12 protein-coding genes and 3 tRNA genes are annotated in these 15,125 nt (G+C 65.4%); 2 read left to right on the top strand and 13 right to left on the bottom strand.

The window, feature by feature from the left end:
• Positions 1-20: 20 nt before the first annotated feature.
• Both AC07TU_RS11305 and AC07TU_RS11300 read right to left on the bottom strand, forming a co-directional pair.
• Positions 21-902 (bottom strand): SPOR domain-containing protein, encoded by an 882-nt coding sequence (locus AC07TU_RS11305; RefSeq protein ID WP_495188002.1) that lies wholly within the window; start codon positions 900-902, stop codon positions 21-23.
• Positions 886-1,941 carry a lytic murein transglycosylase gene (locus AC07TU_RS11300; protein ID WP_495188001.1) on the bottom strand — a complete coding sequence of 352 codons (1,056 nt, stop codon included), beginning with the start codon at positions 1,939-1,941 and terminating at the stop codon, positions 886-888. Before AC07TU_RS11300 ends, AC07TU_RS11305 begins: the two co-directional genes overlap by 17 nt.
• 104 nt (positions 1,942-2,045) lie before the next feature.
• On the opposite strand from AC07TU_RS11300, the gene AC07TU_RS11295 reads away from it, so the two are divergent.
• A tRNA-Ser gene (locus tag AC07TU_RS11295) sits at positions 2,046-2,135 on the top strand.
• 11 nt (positions 2,136-2,146) lie between these two features.
• Here AC07TU_RS11295 and AC07TU_RS11290 read toward each other — a convergent pair.
• The 6 genes from AC07TU_RS11290 to AC07TU_RS11265 all read right to left on the bottom strand — a co-directional run bounded on the left by AC07TU_RS11290 (position 2,147) and on the right by AC07TU_RS11265 (position 6,377).
• Complete coding sequence (locus AC07TU_RS11290) at positions 2,147-2,728, bottom strand: TetR/AcrR family transcriptional regulator (RefSeq protein WP_495188000.1); 582 nt, start codon at positions 2,726-2,728, stop codon at positions 2,147-2,149.
• Positions 2,725-3,363: a GNAT family N-acetyltransferase gene (locus tag AC07TU_RS11285; RefSeq protein ID WP_495187999.1), complete on the bottom strand. Its 639-nt coding sequence runs from the start codon at positions 3,361-3,363 to the stop codon at positions 2,725-2,727. Before AC07TU_RS11285 ends, AC07TU_RS11290 begins: the two co-directional genes overlap by 4 nt.
• A complete protein-coding gene (locus AC07TU_RS11280; RefSeq protein ID WP_495187998.1) occupies positions 3,356-3,886 on the bottom strand; it encodes a hypothetical protein in 531 nt (176 codons plus the stop codon). Before AC07TU_RS11280 ends, AC07TU_RS11285 begins: the two co-directional genes overlap by 8 nt.
• Positions 3,887-4,060: 174 nt before the next feature.
• Entirely contained in the window at positions 4,061-5,113 is a 1,053-nt protein-coding gene (locus AC07TU_RS11275; RefSeq protein ID WP_495187997.1) for a Leu/Phe/Val dehydrogenase, read from the bottom strand.
• 105 nt (positions 5,114-5,218) lie between these two features.
• Positions 5,219-5,295 (bottom strand) — tRNA-His (locus tag AC07TU_RS11270).
• 38 nt (positions 5,296-5,333) lie between these two features.
• The gene (locus AC07TU_RS11265) at positions 5,334-6,377 is read right to left on the bottom strand and encodes an ATPase, T2SS/T4P/T4SS family (RefSeq protein ID WP_495187996.1); all 1,044 of its coding nucleotides are present in this window, start codon (positions 6,375-6,377) and stop codon (positions 5,334-5,336) included.
• Between the two features lie 107 nt (positions 6,378-6,484).
• Here AC07TU_RS11265 and AC07TU_RS11260 point away from each other — a divergent pair, with 107 nt between their 5' ends.
• The gene (locus AC07TU_RS11260) at positions 6,485-7,129 is read left to right on the top strand and encodes a prolyl hydroxylase family protein (RefSeq protein ID WP_495187995.1); all 645 of its coding nucleotides are present in this window, start codon (positions 6,485-6,487) and stop codon (positions 7,127-7,129) included.
• A 96-nt stretch (positions 7,130-7,225) separates the two neighbouring features.
• Here AC07TU_RS11260 and AC07TU_RS11255 read toward each other — a convergent pair whose 3' ends face one another.
• The 5 genes from AC07TU_RS11255 to lon form a co-directional block, all read right to left on the bottom strand.
• Complete coding sequence (locus AC07TU_RS11255) at positions 7,226-9,943, bottom strand: TonB-dependent receptor domain-containing protein (RefSeq protein ID WP_495187994.1); 2,718 nt, start codon at positions 9,941-9,943, stop codon at positions 7,226-7,228.
• 103 nt (positions 9,944-10,046) lie between these two features.
• Positions 10,047-11,696, bottom strand: a complete 1,650-nt coding sequence (locus AC07TU_RS11250; protein WP_495187993.1) for a beta-helix domain-containing protein — start codon at positions 11,694-11,696, stop codon at positions 10,047-10,049.
• A 261-nt stretch (positions 11,697-11,957) separates the two neighbouring features.
• Positions 11,958-12,032 (bottom strand) — tRNA-Val (locus AC07TU_RS11245).
• Positions 12,033-12,177: 145 nt separating this feature from the next.
• Complete coding sequence (locus AC07TU_RS11240) at positions 12,178-12,450, bottom strand: HU family DNA-binding protein (protein WP_066580003.1); 273 nt, start codon at positions 12,448-12,450, stop codon at positions 12,178-12,180.
• 159 nt (positions 12,451-12,609) lie between these two features.
• A complete protein-coding gene (lon, locus tag AC07TU_RS11235; RefSeq protein WP_495187992.1) occupies positions 12,610-15,003 on the bottom strand; it encodes an endopeptidase La in 2,394 nt (797 codons plus the stop codon).
• Positions 15,004-15,125: the final 122 nt, after the last annotated feature.

Here is a 15,125-nt window from a genome sequence, read left to right as displayed (position 1 = left end):
TGGAGTCCGAAGGTTGGAGGTCAGGGAATGGAAAGGATGCGCGCGTCGCCATAGCCGCGCTTGGCAGCATCCGCACGTGCGCGTTCGGCGGCGGCCTTGTCGGTGAACGGGCCGAGCTGGACGCGATGGATGCTGCCCGAGCTGCGCACGCTGCCGCCGAGTTGATCGGCGAGTGCGCGAGCACGTTGGGCGTTGGAGAGCGCCGCAACCTGAACGATCAGATTGCCGCGAGCGGCGGGCTTGGGTGCCGGCTGAACCTTCGGCGCGGGAATCTCCGCCTTTGCCGGTTGCACCGGGGCAGGTTCGGGCTTCGCGGGCTGCGGCTTCGCAGGCCGTGGTTTCGCGGGCAGCGGCCTGGTGACGACCGGCTGCGCGGGTTTCACCACCACCAGAACCGGCGCGGGTTGCTGTTCGGCGAGCATCCGGCGCAAGCCGACGAGCAAGGCCTGCGGCGCATCGGCACGGGTCGGTGCGGCCCGACCGGCTGAAAGCAGCGCCGTGTCCTGCGGCGTCACGGTGACGCGGCGGATGCGTACGGGCGCATTAGCCGCAACACCAAGCTGCGTCGCGGCTGCCGACGATAGTTCGACCAGCCCGCGCCCCTCTCCGCGCACCTGCACCAGGATCGTCCTTCCGGTGTCCAGCGCGGTAACCTCTGCAAAGCTGCCAGCGGCAAGCTCGCCACTGAGCGCGAATGTGCCTTCGCCTTCCGCAAGCGTAATGCGGCCCACGCGATCGAACCGCGCCTCGCCCGGGCGGAGCTGCGACGAACCCTGCGGCGCAGAGCTGGGCGGTGGCGCCCCTTGATCGCCCCCGGCCGGCGGCAATTCCTGGAGACGTTGCGCCGCGCTCGCGCCACTGGCGGCGAGCAACAGCAGGAAAAGGCTAGTTTGCGACTTCATCGGCGAGCAACCCCACGGACAGCGCATAGAAGTTCGAGCAGTTATAGTCGAGGATCACGCGATAGTTGCCGGTGAGGAGATAGGCGGTGCGGCCCGGGCCATCAGGCTCGAGCAAGGTAGCCTGGATATTGTCCGCAGGCCAGCTGCCCGACTGCGGCAGGATGCCTAACGCCCGCCACTCGGCCATGGTCTTCCAGCCGGAGTGACGGTCGAACACGCGGCCGCAGCGCGGCGAGCGGGTGCGGTTGACGGCGGCGCTGCGGTTGAAGCCCGACGGCACGTTGACCGCGACGCCCCAGGGCTGCCCCGGCCGCCACCCCGCATTGACGAAATAATTGGCGATCGAGGCGAGCGTGTCCGCCTCGTTCGACCAGATGTTGGCGACCCCGTCGCCATCGCCATCGCGGGCGAGGCGCAGGTAGATCGAGGGCAGGAACTGCGGATAGCCGAACGCGCCCGCCCAGCTGCCCTTCAGGCGCTCGCGGGGCACGCCGCGGTCGATCATCTTCATCGTCGCGATGAACTCGCCCGAGAACAAGGCACGGCGGCGCCCTTCATAGGCGAGCGTGGCGAGGCTGCGCGGCAGATCGAAATCGCCGGTGTAGCTGCCGTAGTTGGTTTCATGCCCGAAGATCGCGACCATGATCGATTCGGGGACGCCGGTCTCACGCTCGACCCGGGCCAGCTGCGGACGCAGGCGGCTATAGGTGGCGCGGCCGCGGTTGATCCGAGCGGCATCGACATGGCGCGCCTTGTATGGCGCGAAATTCGGGATCGACGCCGTCGCAGTCGGCGGCCCGCCGGGCTGGGCGCGGTCAAGCTCGATCACGCGGGCATTATAGGTCAGCGAAGGCAACACGGCATCGAGCGTGCGCGCGCTGACGCCCTCGCGCAGCGCCTGCTGGCGGAGCGGGCCGTTGATATAGGCCTGGAACCCCGCCTCGTCCTGAGCCACCGCCGGGGCGTTTGCGAGCGTACACGCCGCAACCACCGTCCCCAACACACCGATACGCCGTACAAGGCCCTGAAAATCCCGCATCAAGCATCTGTGCCACAGCGTTCCGCAGGCATGAACCCCCAAGCGCAACGAAATCGCAGGCCTCTTGCAGAAAACACGGCGAACGCCCAAAGGCGCTTGCCAGCGGAAGGGTGGCCGAGTGGTTTAAGGCAGCGGTCTTGAAAACCGCCGTGGGTGCAAGCTCACCGTGGGTTCGAATCCCACCCCTTCCGCCAATCGGCTCCGGTCAGCGGCGCAGCAGCGCGCGATAGCTTCCGACCGATTGCTCTAGCGCGGCGGCGATGTCTTCCCTGTCCTCGACCACGCAGAGAAGCGCGGTGCCCTCGATCAGCGCCAGGCAGTGATCCGCGACCGCCTCCGGATCGAGCGGTTCGGGAAGATCTCCCCGCGCCTGATCGCGCGTTACGGCAGCAAGGACACGGGCGCGAGCGTCCGCCACCTGCGCTCGGATCTGCGCCCTAACCCTTGGCATGATCGAGAAGATGAAGCGGTAATAGGCGATGCGATCGGGCACCACGGCCGAAACCGCAGCCATAAGGCGGGCGTAACCGGCGCACAGATCGTCAAGAACCGCGTCCAGCCCCTCTCCCGCCGCCGGGACGGGGGCTTCGTCCGGCCCGAAGAAGCGCAGGAAGAAATGCCCGATCGCCGCGTCGTAGAGCGCGTCCTTGTCCCGGAAATGGTGATAGACCGCGCCCTTGGACAGGCCGGTCGCGGCCACCAGGTCCGCCATGCTTGCACCTTCATACCCGCGTGCGATGAACAGCCGGAAGGCACTTTCGACAATGGCGGATCGCGTATCCTTCATCCCGGCTCTCCAAAGGACAGGAACATGCAATGGGCATGGACCCCGCCAAGGTCCAGCGACGCGCGCTTCCGGAACCCCCAGCGTTCGTAGAGGCGGACATTGGCTTCGTTCTCCGTATCGAGCGCGATGCCGGTGGCGCGCGGGTCGCTGCGTGTCTGCTCGATCGCATCTTCGACCAGTTGCTTCCCGAAGCCGTGGCCCTGCGCCTGAGGCAGCACGCCGACCATGACGAGATAACCATGTGCTTCCCTGGTTGCTGCAGCGCGGGTGCGCTTGGTGTAGCTGTTCAGGAACGCGGTCCCCTTGATCGGAAGTGCGAGCGCCACGGGCAGAAAGCGAAGCGCGGAGGCGAATGCGCCGAGCGTCGAGGCGAGCGGAGAAACCGGCGGCTCAAGGAGCGCGCAGGCGGTCAGCCGCCCGTCGACGAACACGCCGCGCGGGGTACTACGCATCAGGCGGTTCATGTCGAACATGAAGGACAGGAACGACGTGACCCGGCGTTCCCATCCCCCCTCCCGGCGCAGGCCGAAGACCGTGAGAAACAGCGGGTCCGCCTCGAACGCCTGTGCCATGACCTCGATGAAATCAGCCCGGTCGCCGGCGCCCAGATCCCGGATCAGCATCGAGTCAGCCATGGCGGTAATGGTCGACCGCGAAGCTGAAGAGCACCTTGAGCATGAACAGCGCGCAAACGACGGTCATGAAGGGCGACAGGCCGGGCCATAGCGTGATCCCGGTAAGGCCGATCGCCAGCAGCAATCCTCCGACAAAGGTCTGAGACGGCTTGCCGGCGAGCAGGTTGACGAAGGCCGCCCCGGCAATGGTGAAACTCCAGACGGCGATCGACGGGGCAAGGTTCATGTTCAGCAGCGCTGCGACAGCGACGACATGGACATGGATGGCGATGAAGAGCCAGCGATTGCGGGGACGCCCGGCATAGAAATCGCTGGTCCCGCGCGTGAAATTGGCGACGCAGCCAGCCGCGATATCGAGCACCAGCAACAGTGCCAGAACGGCTCGCCACGGTGCCACGGCGCCGATCAGCTCAGGCGATGCCATGGCGAGCGCGGCGGGCACGGCGATCCCGAACCCAAGGATCGCGGCCAACTGGCCCGGCTGCTGGGTTTCGCCGAATACGTCATGCAGATGGCGATGCATATGAACCGAGCCCAACCTCACCTCCCGAATCAAACCGAACGGTCGGTTTGTTGATAGAGGCGGCGCGTGCCCTGTCAATCGGCGCCATGACTGCTGACGAAAAACGCCCTGGCCACGTTGTGCGGCCAGGGCGTTCATTCTTCGAAGCGGATATCCGGCGACGCCGGTTCCGGATCAGCCGCGACCGATCAGCCGCTTCGCGATCGTGTCAGCGACTTCGCTCGCCGGTGCGCCGGTGCGGGCACTTTCGTCCCACACCTCGTTGAGGCGATCGGGAATACGGGCGATGCGCGCCTCCACCTCGGCGCGGTCTCCCTTGCCCAGATACTCCAGACCCACGTTGATGATGCCGCCGGCGTTGATGACATAGTCGGGCGCGTAGAGGATGCCGCGCGCGTGGATACGGTCGCCGTCGCCGCGCGTCGCGAGCTGGTTGTTGGCGCCGCCCGCCACGACCTTGCAGTCGAGCGCTGCGATCGAATCCGCGGTCAGGATCGCGCCGAGCGCGTTGGGGCTGACGATATCGGCCGAGATCTGCAGGATCGCGTCAGCCGCAACCACGTCGGCGCCCAGCTCCTTCGCCAGCGCCGCAGCCTTGTCGGCATTGACGTCGGCCAGCGTGATCTTGGCGCCATCGGCGGCGAGACGGCGGGCAAGGCCGCCGCCGACGCTCCCGACGCCCTGAACGGCAACATGTACGCCGGCCATCGAATCGGCGCCCAGCGCGCGCTTTGCTGCTGCCTTGACGCCGAGATAGATGCCGAGCGCGGTGAACGGGCCGGGATCGCCGCCCGCTTCTCCACCCTCGACGGGCAGGCCGGAAACGTGACGGGTGCGAGTCGCGATGACCTTCATCCGCTCCTCGGACATGCCGACATCCTCGGCAGTGACGTAGCGGCCGCCGAGCGATTCGACCGCGTCGCCGAACGCCAGCAATTGTGCCTCGCTGATCGTCGCGCCACGCTCGGGCGCCAGCACCACACCCTTGCCGCCGCCAAGCGGAAGGCCGGCCATGGCATTCTTGAACGACATGCCGCGCGACAGGCGGAGCGCGTCGGTGACCGCAGCCGCGCTGTCGGCATAGTGCCAGAAGCGGACGCCACCCGCCGCCGGACCAAGCTTGGTCGAGTGGATCGCAATCACCGCCTTGAGCCCGCTCTGCGGGTCGCAGATCAGGTGCACGCCCTCGTGCTCGTCAAAATCGGGAAGATCCCAAACCGCGCTCATTCCGCCTCTCCAATGACGCTAACAATATTTCCGGAGCGCGTAATATTGTTCCGCACGCCGGAGCGCCAGCCCCAAATTGAGGGTGTGGTATAACCGCGGGGAGAATGGGGCGACCGACGGGACTTGAACCCGCAACCCCCGGCATCACAAGCCGGTGCTCTAACCAATTGAACTACGGTCGCCGTGGAGGGGCGCGCTTAGCGGCACCATGGGCCAACCGTCAAGCCAATCCCCACCGAAACCCGGCGGAATCGAGAATATGCGGGTGCTTTGCCCCGGCCGCGGGCCCGCCGGCACCCGCCCGCGTGATGCGAATCGCCTCATCGGCGGTGATCGCCCCCTCCCGCGCCAGTACGCGCGCCGATGCGGCAAGCGTCGGAGCGGTAAGGAAAGCGTGCCGGGTCAACAGCGCGCTGTCGGCCCCTTTCGCCAACAGCCCATGGATCTGACCATCGACAATCACGGCCTCGTACACAAGGGCGGTACCGGCATACCCCGTTCCGTCGCAGCAACCGCACCCTGCCGCCCGGAAGATCACGGTACCGGGATCGATTCCGAGCAATGCCGATTCGGACGACCGCGCCTGTACCGGCAGACGGCAATCGGGACAGAGCCTGGGCGCCGCATGCACCGCAACCACCGCCCGGAGCGCAGCCCCGAGCAGATGCCGCTCGACCTTGAACGTACGAAGCTGTTCGATCGCGGATACGGCGCTGATGGCGTCCATCGCGATCACGATCCGCTGCCCCGCCCGCGCCAGATCAAAGGCAAGCGCGGCTGCGGCAGGGTCGGCGAGGCCATCGACAAGGATCGAATCGCAATCCATCCGCGCCGCGGCTTCGAGGGACTCGCGCTCGCCCGCTATCCACGGGGCATAGCTCGCCGGTTCGGCCAACGCCTCGGCAAGCGCACGGCGGCTGGCAGACGGGCCGACCGCGACGACGATCCCGCCCGGCAACTCGAGTGCGGCATGAAGCTGCTTTCGCATCGTGCCGGGAATTCCGGTAGCCGCGAGCGCATCGCGCACCACGCCATGCGCATCGATCCGGATGACGATCCTGTCGTCCATCCGCGCAGCACCCGGGTGTGCATGGGCGCGGTCGAGCCAGGGAGCCGAGACCTTGAACTGACCAAGCGGCGCGAGCGCCCGCCCCTGCCGCGCCATTGCGGCCACCGATCCGCCGTCGAGAAGCAGGTGCAATGCGGTCGCGCCGTCACGGACGGCAGTGCCGATCAGATCTTCGAGCGCGGGAACCGATATCATGTGTCGCAGCTATGGCGCAGAGATGACAAATTGGCTTCGTTTTCATGACAGTTTCGCGACGATTTCCGCGGCTGGCGGGCTGACTTCCCTTCTGGCATCTAGCCCGGATGATCGCATCTTCAGGCTACCCTATCGAACCGGTTATCGAGCGGCTTTCGGCCCAGCCCGGTATCCAGAAAGTGCCAAGCCCCAAGCTGACGCTGTTCGTGCGCAAGAACTTCCTCGATCCGGCATTGTGCGCGCGCCTGATGACGCTGATCGACGCAAACCGCCGTCCATCGACCGTCTCCGACTATAATGGCGATGGCGCCTTCCGGACGAGCGAGACCTGCGACCTGTCGAGCGACCTTGCCGAGACGCAGGAAGTGAACCGGCTGGTCACCGCGTTCACCGGTCTCGATCCCGCGCATGGCGAGCCGCTGCAGGGACAGCGCTACGAGGTCGGCCAGGAGTTCAAGGCGCATACCGACTATTTCGAGCCGACCGGGGTCGACTTCGAGAAATTCTGCTCGGTCGCGGGGCAGCGCACCTGGACCGTGATGATCTACCTCAACGATGTGGAGGCCGGCGGCGCGACGCGCTTCAAGGCGATCGACAAGATCGTCCAGCCCGAGGCCGGGAAGCTGCTCGCGTGGAGCAATCTGCGCCCCGACGGCTCCCCCAATCCCACCACGCTGCACCATGCGATGAAGGTGCGCGCGGGCCTCAAATACGTCATCACCAAGTGGTTCCGCGAACGCCCCTGGGGATAGGACTGCGCGGCCATGAAAAAGCCCCGGCCGCATAGGGGAGCGGCCGGGGCTTTCCCCCTTTTGTCCTGGCCGGGGGGTACCGGCCAGAATCTCGCGTCAGAATTTCGCGGTGGCGCCGACGCTGAACACCCGGCCCAGGCGGTAGCGGTTGATGTAGACCAGCCCGTTCTCGCCGAAATCCTGATATTCGTTGTACTTGGTACCCGTGAGATTGCGGCCTTCGAACTTCAGCTCGAACTCGCCGCCCAGCACCTTGATACCCTGACGCGCCACCACATCGAGCCGGAAGCCCGGCTTTTCGATGATGTCGGGCAGCAGGTTGGGACCGCGGTTGGTCACACGCTCGCTCGCATAGTTGAGCAGCAGGGTCAGCTGCGAGAGCGACTCGGTGTCCTCGATCCCGAACTGGAAATTGACCAGATGGTCCGACTGGCCGGTCAGCGGAGCACCGTCACGGAAGATCAGGTTGGCGGGCAGCAGCGCGGGGACGCCGCTTCCGTTCTGGATCGGGCTCGGCACCAGCGTGTTGTCGGCCTTAATCTTCGACTGGGTGTAGGTGTAGTTGAGCGACAGCATCAGGCGGCGGGTCGCGAAGAACCCTTCGCCCAGCATGTCGAGGGGCAGATACTTCACCACCTCGAACTCGCCGCCATAGAGCTTGGCCGAAGGCGCATAGGAAAAGCCGGTCTGAAGCGGCGATTCGTTGGTCGGGAAGAAGGCGACCTGCTCGGTCGGATTCTTGAGGTCCTTGTAGAAGCCCGCGAGCGTGATGCGCTGCCCCTTGGGCATGAACCATTCGTAGCGCGCTTCGAAATTCTTGAGCTCGGAGTCGCGCAGCTGCGGGTTGCCGAAGAACAGGCGGTCCGATTCGAAGTCGCGATAGACCTGCGGCGCCAGCTCGCGGAACTGCGGGCGGGCGATGGTCTTCGACCCGTGCATACGCAGCTGCATGTCCGGTGCGAAATTCCACGTGACCGTCAGAGCCGGCAACCAATAGTCGTTGGCGATCGTGGTACCGACGAACTGGGCCGAGCTGGTGGTCACCGTCTGCTTGCCGTCCTCGTAACGGACACCGATCGTGGCACGCAGGCCGTCGAGCAGCTCGCCTTCGGCCTGGAGGTAGCCGGCATGGATGCGGAGCTTCGCGTCATAGGCCGCCGCACCGTCGGCGCCCGAAACGTTGAACAGCCGGATACAGCCGGTGCCCGCAGGATTGGCGCAAGCGCCCATGATCGAGTCCTGCGAGAGCAGCAGGTCGGGGCGCAGATAGCTCCACGGGGTCGAAATCCCGCCGCCGAGATAGGTGCGGTAGCGGAAGTCGTAGCGGAACGAGTCGCGCTGCGTGTCGCTGTAGAAATAGCCCGCCGAGATCGTGATCGGGCGCGCGGTGGGAAGCTTGTAGGCGAAATCGGCCTGACCGCTCCACAGCTCTTCGTTGAGCTCGCTGAACGCGATCGTCGCAGCTTCGCCCAGACCGTTGAGGCTGTTGACCCAAAGCCCCTGGCCGCCGGCCGCGGTCTTGTCGAAGCGATAGCTGAAATAGCGCTCATACGGCGCGTTGCGCTCGGTCTTGGCGTAGCTGCCGCGCAGATCGACCTTGAAATCGTCGAACTTGAACTCGCCCACCAGCTGGGTGTTCATCAGCTGACGCTCGAACCAGCTCGTGTTCTGCTGGAGCACCTGATCGCCGTTGCTGTTCGGATAGACCGTCGCCGTCCCCATTCGCGCCTGCTTGAGCGTGTCGTGGATATAGACGTTGGTCCAGCGGATCTTGTGCTCGCCGAATTCGGCACCGAAGCCGAGCAGGCCGTTCACCACAGCGCGGTTGTCGGTCAGCACGGTGCGGAAGTCACTGCGCAGCGCGCCATCGACGTCGGTTGTGTCCTGCTGGGTCGCGTCGCGGGTGCGGAAGCTGTTACTGACGCTCGCCGAGGCGATCACGCCGAGACGGACCGAACCGACATCGACCGAATGACCGAAGTTGAGGTCGCCGCTCCAGTTGGGCGGGAGATGATAATTGGCCTCGACCAGCGTGGTCTGCGCGTTGGTGAGCGTCGCGATCTGCGCCGACGAGAAGCTCGGCTGGGTCAGACCGCCCGCGCGGATGAAGCCGGGAACGTCGCGCTCGCCGGTGTCATAACCCAGCGTATCGAGGCGGCCGCCGTCATAGACATAGCCCAGTTCGCTGGTGCTGACGGTGTCGAACGTCACCGATCCGCCGAACTGGATGAAGCTCTCTTCCGGAACCGCGCGGGTCGTGAGGTTGATCACGCCGCCGCCGAACTCGCCGGGATAATTGACCGAATAGGTCTTCTGGACCAGCGCCGAGCCGACGATCGTGGTCGGGAAGATGTCGAGCGGAACAGTGCGCTTGAGCGGCTCCGGCGAGGGCAGCGGCGAGCCGTTGAGCATCGACGACGAATAGCGGTCGCCAAGACCGCGCACGAAGACGAAGCCGTTGCCGACGACGCTGAGGCCGGTGACGCGAGTCAGCGCGCCTGCGATATCACCTTCACCGGTGCGGGCGATGTCCTCAGCCGACAGGACCGAGACCACCTGCGGCGTCGCGCGGATGACGTTGGGGATGTTGCGGCCCGTGACGACGATTTCCTGGCCCGCATCGGCGTCAAAGCCGGGTGCGGAGACATCGACGGTCTCTTCCGCCTGAGGTTCGGCCTGAGCGTCAGTCTGGGGCTGGGTCTGCTCCGGAGCCGGGGCCGCAGGAGGCGTGGCAGCGTCCTGCGCCAGCGCCGCCGGCGAAACCAGCTGGGTCGAGACGAGGAGCAGGGTTCCAAATGCGAGGCGCTTGGTCATGGTCGCGGGATCCGAAGTCTTGAGGTCTGTTCTTGTTGGACGATGCCGGAGCAGCGGATGAACCGCCGCCCCGGCACGTGTCCGTCGGGTGCCTGAGCGCGGATCAGGCGCCGTTGCAGGCGAAGTAGACCGAGTTGAACTTCGGCGGGCCTTCCTCCTGGATCGCGGCGTTGGCCGCGCGGATGGTCGACTTGCCGCCATTGGCTTCGGTACCCGCCACGACGTTGAGGCACGGAACCGTCGACTTCACGATGCCGTTGACGAAGGTATAGTCGGCACCGCCGCGCAGACGGATCGCAGCCGGCGCAGCCGCGGTCTGGATGAAGGTGAAGTTCGCCATGCGGCCGAACTGACGCGGCAGGAAGTCTTCGTTGCCGTTCGAGTCGATCTCGGTCGAGAACGAGTCGCTGGTGGCGCCGTTGGGCTTCTGCACCGCGACCAGGAACTGGATGAAACCGCGCCAACCCACATCCGTGTCGAAGCCGTCGTCATCGGCGCCGGTGATCGCGATGTACTTGAGGTTCGTGGTGCCGCCGAAGATCTCGATGCCGTCGTCCGAGCTGTTGTGGACATGGACATGGTCGATCACGGTGCCCGAGCCGGTGCCGCCGAGGGTCAGGCCCTGCAGCTCGTTGCCGAGGCTGATCTCGATGCCCGAGTAGCGGATCTGGACATACTGGATGGTGCCGCTGCTGTCGTTCTGGACGGCACCGCCGTAGAGCGCGTTGCCGGTACCCTCGACCACGTTTTCACAGGTGGTGCTGGTGCCGCCAGCGTCGTTCGAGCCGCTCGAGCAGTTCGAGATCGGCGCGCGGCCGGCGAGGATGATGCCGCCCCACTGCCCCTGGGTCGAGTCCGAGGTTGCCGCCGGGTTCAGGTTCTGCGTCGAGGTGAAGATGATCGGCGCGCTGGCGGTGCCGATCGCGTTCAGCTTCGAACCACGATTGACGACGAGGAAGTCGTTTGCGGCATCGGCATTGTTGGCGACGAACAGCGCGCCCGCGCCGATGTTCAGCGTCGCGGCCGCGCCACCAGGCGCCGCACCCGTCGCACCGACATCGACGCCGACATCAACGCGGCCGTTGATCTGATAGGCGATGCCATCGACCGCGTTCAGCGTCACCGTGCCCGAGACCAGCGCCGGCAGGCGGCACAGGCGATAATTGTTCGCAACGCTTTCATCAGCCGAAGTCGCAGGGTCGTTCGGCACCGCCGTCGTGCCCGCCGGGCAAGCGCTGGCTGCCGGCGCCGCCGCGCTGCGCGAAAGCGAGGTGACGCAGTTGTTCGCCGCCGGGATCGAGGCGGTGCCGGTGAAGTTCGCCGTGCCCGAGCTGCAGGTCCAGTTCTGGAACGCCGTGTCGCCCGAGCCGCCGATCGCGCCGATGAAGCTGGTGTTGACGAAGAACGAGTTCAGCGTCGAGGCGTTGAACGGGGTCACCGAAGCGGCCGCGCCCTGCGGGATCAGACCGTTGAGCGGGTTGCTGCCGGTGACGGTGTTGTTGGTGCCGTCGGTCAGGAGCTTGAGCTGCTCGTCGAGCGTGACGGTAACGCCGCTCTGCGCCGTTTGTGCAAACGAGGCGGTCGGCGACGGGGTCGGCGTCGGCGGGGTCGGCGTCGGGGTGCCGCCACCCGGCGGAACCACGATCGTACCCGGGCCGGGCGACGCAACGCTCGACGCGCCGTCACAAGCGGCCAAGGTGGCGCCCGCGACGCTCGTCATCAGGATGAGGCTCAAACGCTTGAAGTCGGCCATGAAATTCTCCGTTCCGGGGATCCCGGTTCTGTCAGGATTTGGGCGTGCGCCCCGGATCGACTCGGAACATCCCCCTGCCGACCACGCCGGTCGCGCTAGGGGCGGCGCATGACGCGCGGATGGGATTTCGGAGAAATTTCGGAGACTCTGATGTTACGATTTCGTGACGTTTGTTTCAGGAATGTGAAACATCGCTGCCCGGCCCGATCGACGACAGGCAAAGAAAAACCCGCCAGGCAGTGGCCCGGCGGGTCTTTGGGGTGGTGGGCGCGGCTGGGATTGAACCAGCGACCCCTGCGGTGTGAACACAGTGCTCTACCACTGAGCTACGCGCCCGATACCCTGATCCCTGGCTTTCCAGGGCAACTCCGGCGAACCGGAGCGCCCCCGCCGGACTGGTGATCCGGCCGGGGAGCGGTGCGTCTAGGGGGACGAAGCAGGCTTGTCCAGCCCCGTCCGCCCCTAAATCAGCAACCGAAAATCAGTTGACCGCGTCCTTCAGGCCCTTGCCGGCCTTGAACTTGGGCTGCGACGACGCCTTGATTGGCATCGGTTCGCCGGTGCGCGGATTGCGGCCGGTCGAAGCCTTGCGCTTCGAGACCGAAAAAGTGCCGAATCCGACGAGGCGAACCTCGTCCCCCTTCTTGAGTGCGGTGGTGACCGCGTCGAAGACCGCTTCTACCGCCTTGCTCGCATCGCCCTTGCTGAGACCAGCGGTGTCAGCCACCGTCGCGATCAGTTCCTGCTTGTTCATGCCCTTAGAACCCCTGCTTTTCTGTGGCTATGTGATGAAAAGACTCAACGGCGCCGAAACGCCGGTGGGGCAGCAAACAGGCTCCCGCCCCCGCTGTAAAGCGGAAAGCGCGCCAACGCGCCGAAACGACGCGAGAATCTGCCCTTACGCGATCTCAACCTAGTGGCGAAGCGGCTCGCCACCCGAAGTGGATACCGGCGGCTGTGCGGCCAGCTCATCCGCTTCGGTCCAGTCGATCGCGGCGAGCGGCCCGGTCAGCGCGAGCTCGAGTACCTGGTCGACATGGGCGACGGGAATGATCTTCAGGCCCTCGCGGATGTTCGCGGGAATCTCGGCAAGATCCTTCTCATTCTCCTGCGGGATCAGCACGGTGGTGATACCCCCGCGAAGCGCCGCGAGCAGCTTCTCCTTGAGGCCGCCGATCGGCAGCACGCGGCCGCGCAGCGTGACCTCACCGGTCATCGCGACATCCTTGCGCACCGGCACACCGGTGAGCGTCGACACGATCGCAGTGACGATGCCGATACCGGCCGAGGGTCCGTCCTTCGGCACCGCGCCTTCGGGCAGATGGATATGGATGTCCTTGCGCGCGAAGATGCTCGGCTTGATGCCATAGGCAGGGCTGCGCGCCTTGATGAAGCTGAACGCGGCCTCGACCGATTCCTTCATCACGTCGCCGAGCTTGCCGGTGGTCTTGATCGCACCCTTTCCGGGGACGGTCACGCTTTCGATCGTCAGCAGTTCTCCGCCGACTTCGGTCCAGGCAAGGCCGGTAACGGCGCCGATCTGGTTCTCTTCCTCACCAAGCCCGTGGCGGTATTTCTGCACACCGGCAAACTCGTGGAGGTTGTCCGGCGTGATGGTCACGCTTTCCGCCTTCCCCTCCAGAATCTTGCGCAGCGCCTTGCGGGCGAGCTTGGCGATCTCACGCTCGAGGGTACGCACGCCCGCTTCGCGGGTGTACTTCTGGATAAGGGCACGAAGCCCCTCGTCGGTAAGGGTGAACTCACCTTCCTTGAGACCGTGCGCCTCGATCTGCTTCTCGACCAGATGGCGCTTGGCAATCTCGACCTTCTCGTCCTCGGTATAGCCTTCGAGCCGGATGATCTCCATGCGATCGAGCAAAGGCTGCGGCAAATTCAACGAGTTGGCGGTCGTAACGAACATTACGTCCGAAAGATCGACATCAATCTCCAGATAATGGTCGTTGAACTTGCTGTTCTGTTCCGGATCGAGCACCTCGAGCAGCGCCGAGGCGGGATCGCCGCGGAAATCCTGGCCGAGCTTGTCGATCTCGTCGAGCAGGAACAGCGGGTTGCTGGTGCCGGCTTTCTTGAGGTTCGACACGACCTTGCCCGGCAGCGAGCCGATATAGGTGCGGCGGTGGCCGCGGATTTCGGCCTCGTCGCGCACACCGCCCAGCGACTGGCGGATGAACTCACGCCCCGTAGCCTTGGCGATCGACTTGCCGAGCGAGGTCTTGCCGACGCCCGGCGGGCCGACGAGGCACAGGATCGGCCCCTTGAGCTTGTTGGTGCGCGCCTGCACCGCGAGATACTCGACGATGCGGTCCTTGACCTTCTCAAGCCCGTAATGGTCGGCGTCGAGCACCGCCTCGGCCTCGACCAGATCCTTTTTGAGCTTCGACTTCTTGCCCCAGGGCAGGCCGAGCAGCACGTCGAGATAGTTGCGCACGACAGTCGCCTCGGCGCTCATCGGCGCCATGGTCTTGAGCTTCTTGAGCTCGCCCTGCGCCTTTGCGCGCGCTTCCTTGCTGAGCTTGAGCGTGGCGATCTTCTGGGTCAGCTCGGCGATCTCGTCGCCCTCGCCTTCCTCGCCCTCGTTACCCAGCTCGCGCTGGATCGCCTTCAGCTGCTCGTTGAGATAATATTCGCGCTGGGTCTTCTCCATCTGGCGCTTCACGCGCGAGCGGATCTTCTTCTCGACCTGGAGCACGCCGAGCTCGCCTTCCATGAAGGCGAACACCATCTCGAGCCGCTTCTGCGGGTCGGTCTCGACCAGCAGCGACTGTTTGTCCGCGACCTTCACCGCGATATTGCCAGCGATCGCATCGGCAAGGCGCGAGGCCTCCTCGATCTCGCCGAGCTGGACCGCAGTCTCGGCGGGCAGCTTGCGGTTGAGCTTCGCGTAATTTTCAAACTGGTCGACCGCCGAGCGCATCAGCGCCTGGATCTCGTTACCCTCAATGTCCTTCTCGTCGACCGGCGAGACCGTCGCGGTGAGAAAGCCGCCGGTCTCCTCCATGCTCTCGAGCTTGCCGCGCTCCTTGCCCGCCACCAGCACGCGGACCGTGCCGTCAGGCAGCTTGAGCAGCTGCATCACCTCCGCCGAGACGCCGATCTCGTAGAGATCGTCGCGGCCAGGATCGTCATTGGCCGGATCAAGCTGCGCAACAAGGAAGATCTCCTTGTCGTCGTTCATCGCCGCTTCGAGCGCAGCGACCGACTTGTCGCGGCCGACGAACAGCGGCACGATCATGTGCGGAAACACGACGATGTCGCGAAGCGGAAGGACAGGATAGGTGGACTTCATGTGTACTCCAGGGTCCGCCGCACGGAGCGGATTCGAAGGACTATATGGGGTGCGGGGGCGTGGCATCAATCAGCTGTTGACTGCTGGGCTGATTCTCCTGTGTTCCCCGGCCCTTGCCCAGA

The sequence above is a fragment of the Sphingomonas sp. GW821-FHT03E12 genome (assembly GCF_059420685.1).
Note: the sequence above shows the minus strand (reverse complement) of the source record. Positions and strands in the feature narration are given on the sequence as shown.

Coding starts and splice junctions, on each gene's coding strand:
- AC07TU_RS11305 (WP_495188002.1), bottom strand. CDS start 902: ATGAAGTCGCAAACTAGCCTTTTCCTGCTGTTGCTCGCCGCCAGTGGC.
- AC07TU_RS11300 (WP_495188001.1), bottom strand. CDS start 1,941: ATGCGGGATTTTCAGGGCCTTGTACGGCGTATCGGTGTGTTGGGGACG.
- AC07TU_RS11290 (WP_495188000.1), bottom strand. CDS start 2,728: ATGAAGGATACGCGATCCGCCATTGTCGAAAGTGCCTTCCGGCTGTTC.
- AC07TU_RS11285 (WP_495187999.1), bottom strand. CDS start 3,363: ATGGCTGACTCGATGCTGATCCGGGATCTGGGCGCCGGCGACCGGGCT.
- AC07TU_RS11280 (WP_495187998.1), bottom strand. CDS start 3,886: ATGCATCGCCATCTGCATGACGTATTCGGCGAAACCCAGCAGCCGGGC.
- AC07TU_RS11275 (WP_495187997.1), bottom strand. CDS start 5,113: ATGAGCGCGGTTTGGGATCTTCCCGATTTTGACGAGCACGAGGGCGTG.
- AC07TU_RS11265 (WP_495187996.1), bottom strand. CDS start 6,377: ATGATATCGGTTCCCGCGCTCGAAGATCTGATCGGCACTGCCGTCCGT.
- AC07TU_RS11260 (WP_495187995.1), top strand. CDS start 6,485: ATGATCGCATCTTCAGGCTACCCTATCGAACCGGTTATCGAGCGGCTT.
- AC07TU_RS11255 (WP_495187994.1), bottom strand. CDS start 9,943: ATGACCAAGCGCCTCGCATTTGGAACCCTGCTCCTCGTCTCGACCCAG.
- AC07TU_RS11250 (WP_495187993.1), bottom strand. CDS start 11,696: ATGGCCGACTTCAAGCGTTTGAGCCTCATCCTGATGACGAGCGTCGCG.
- AC07TU_RS11240 (WP_066580003.1), bottom strand. CDS start 12,450: ATGAACAAGCAGGAACTGATCGCGACGGTGGCTGACACCGCTGGTCTC.
- lon (WP_495187992.1), bottom strand. CDS start 15,003: ATGAAGTCCACCTATCCTGTCCTTCCGCTTCGCGACATCGTCGTGTTT.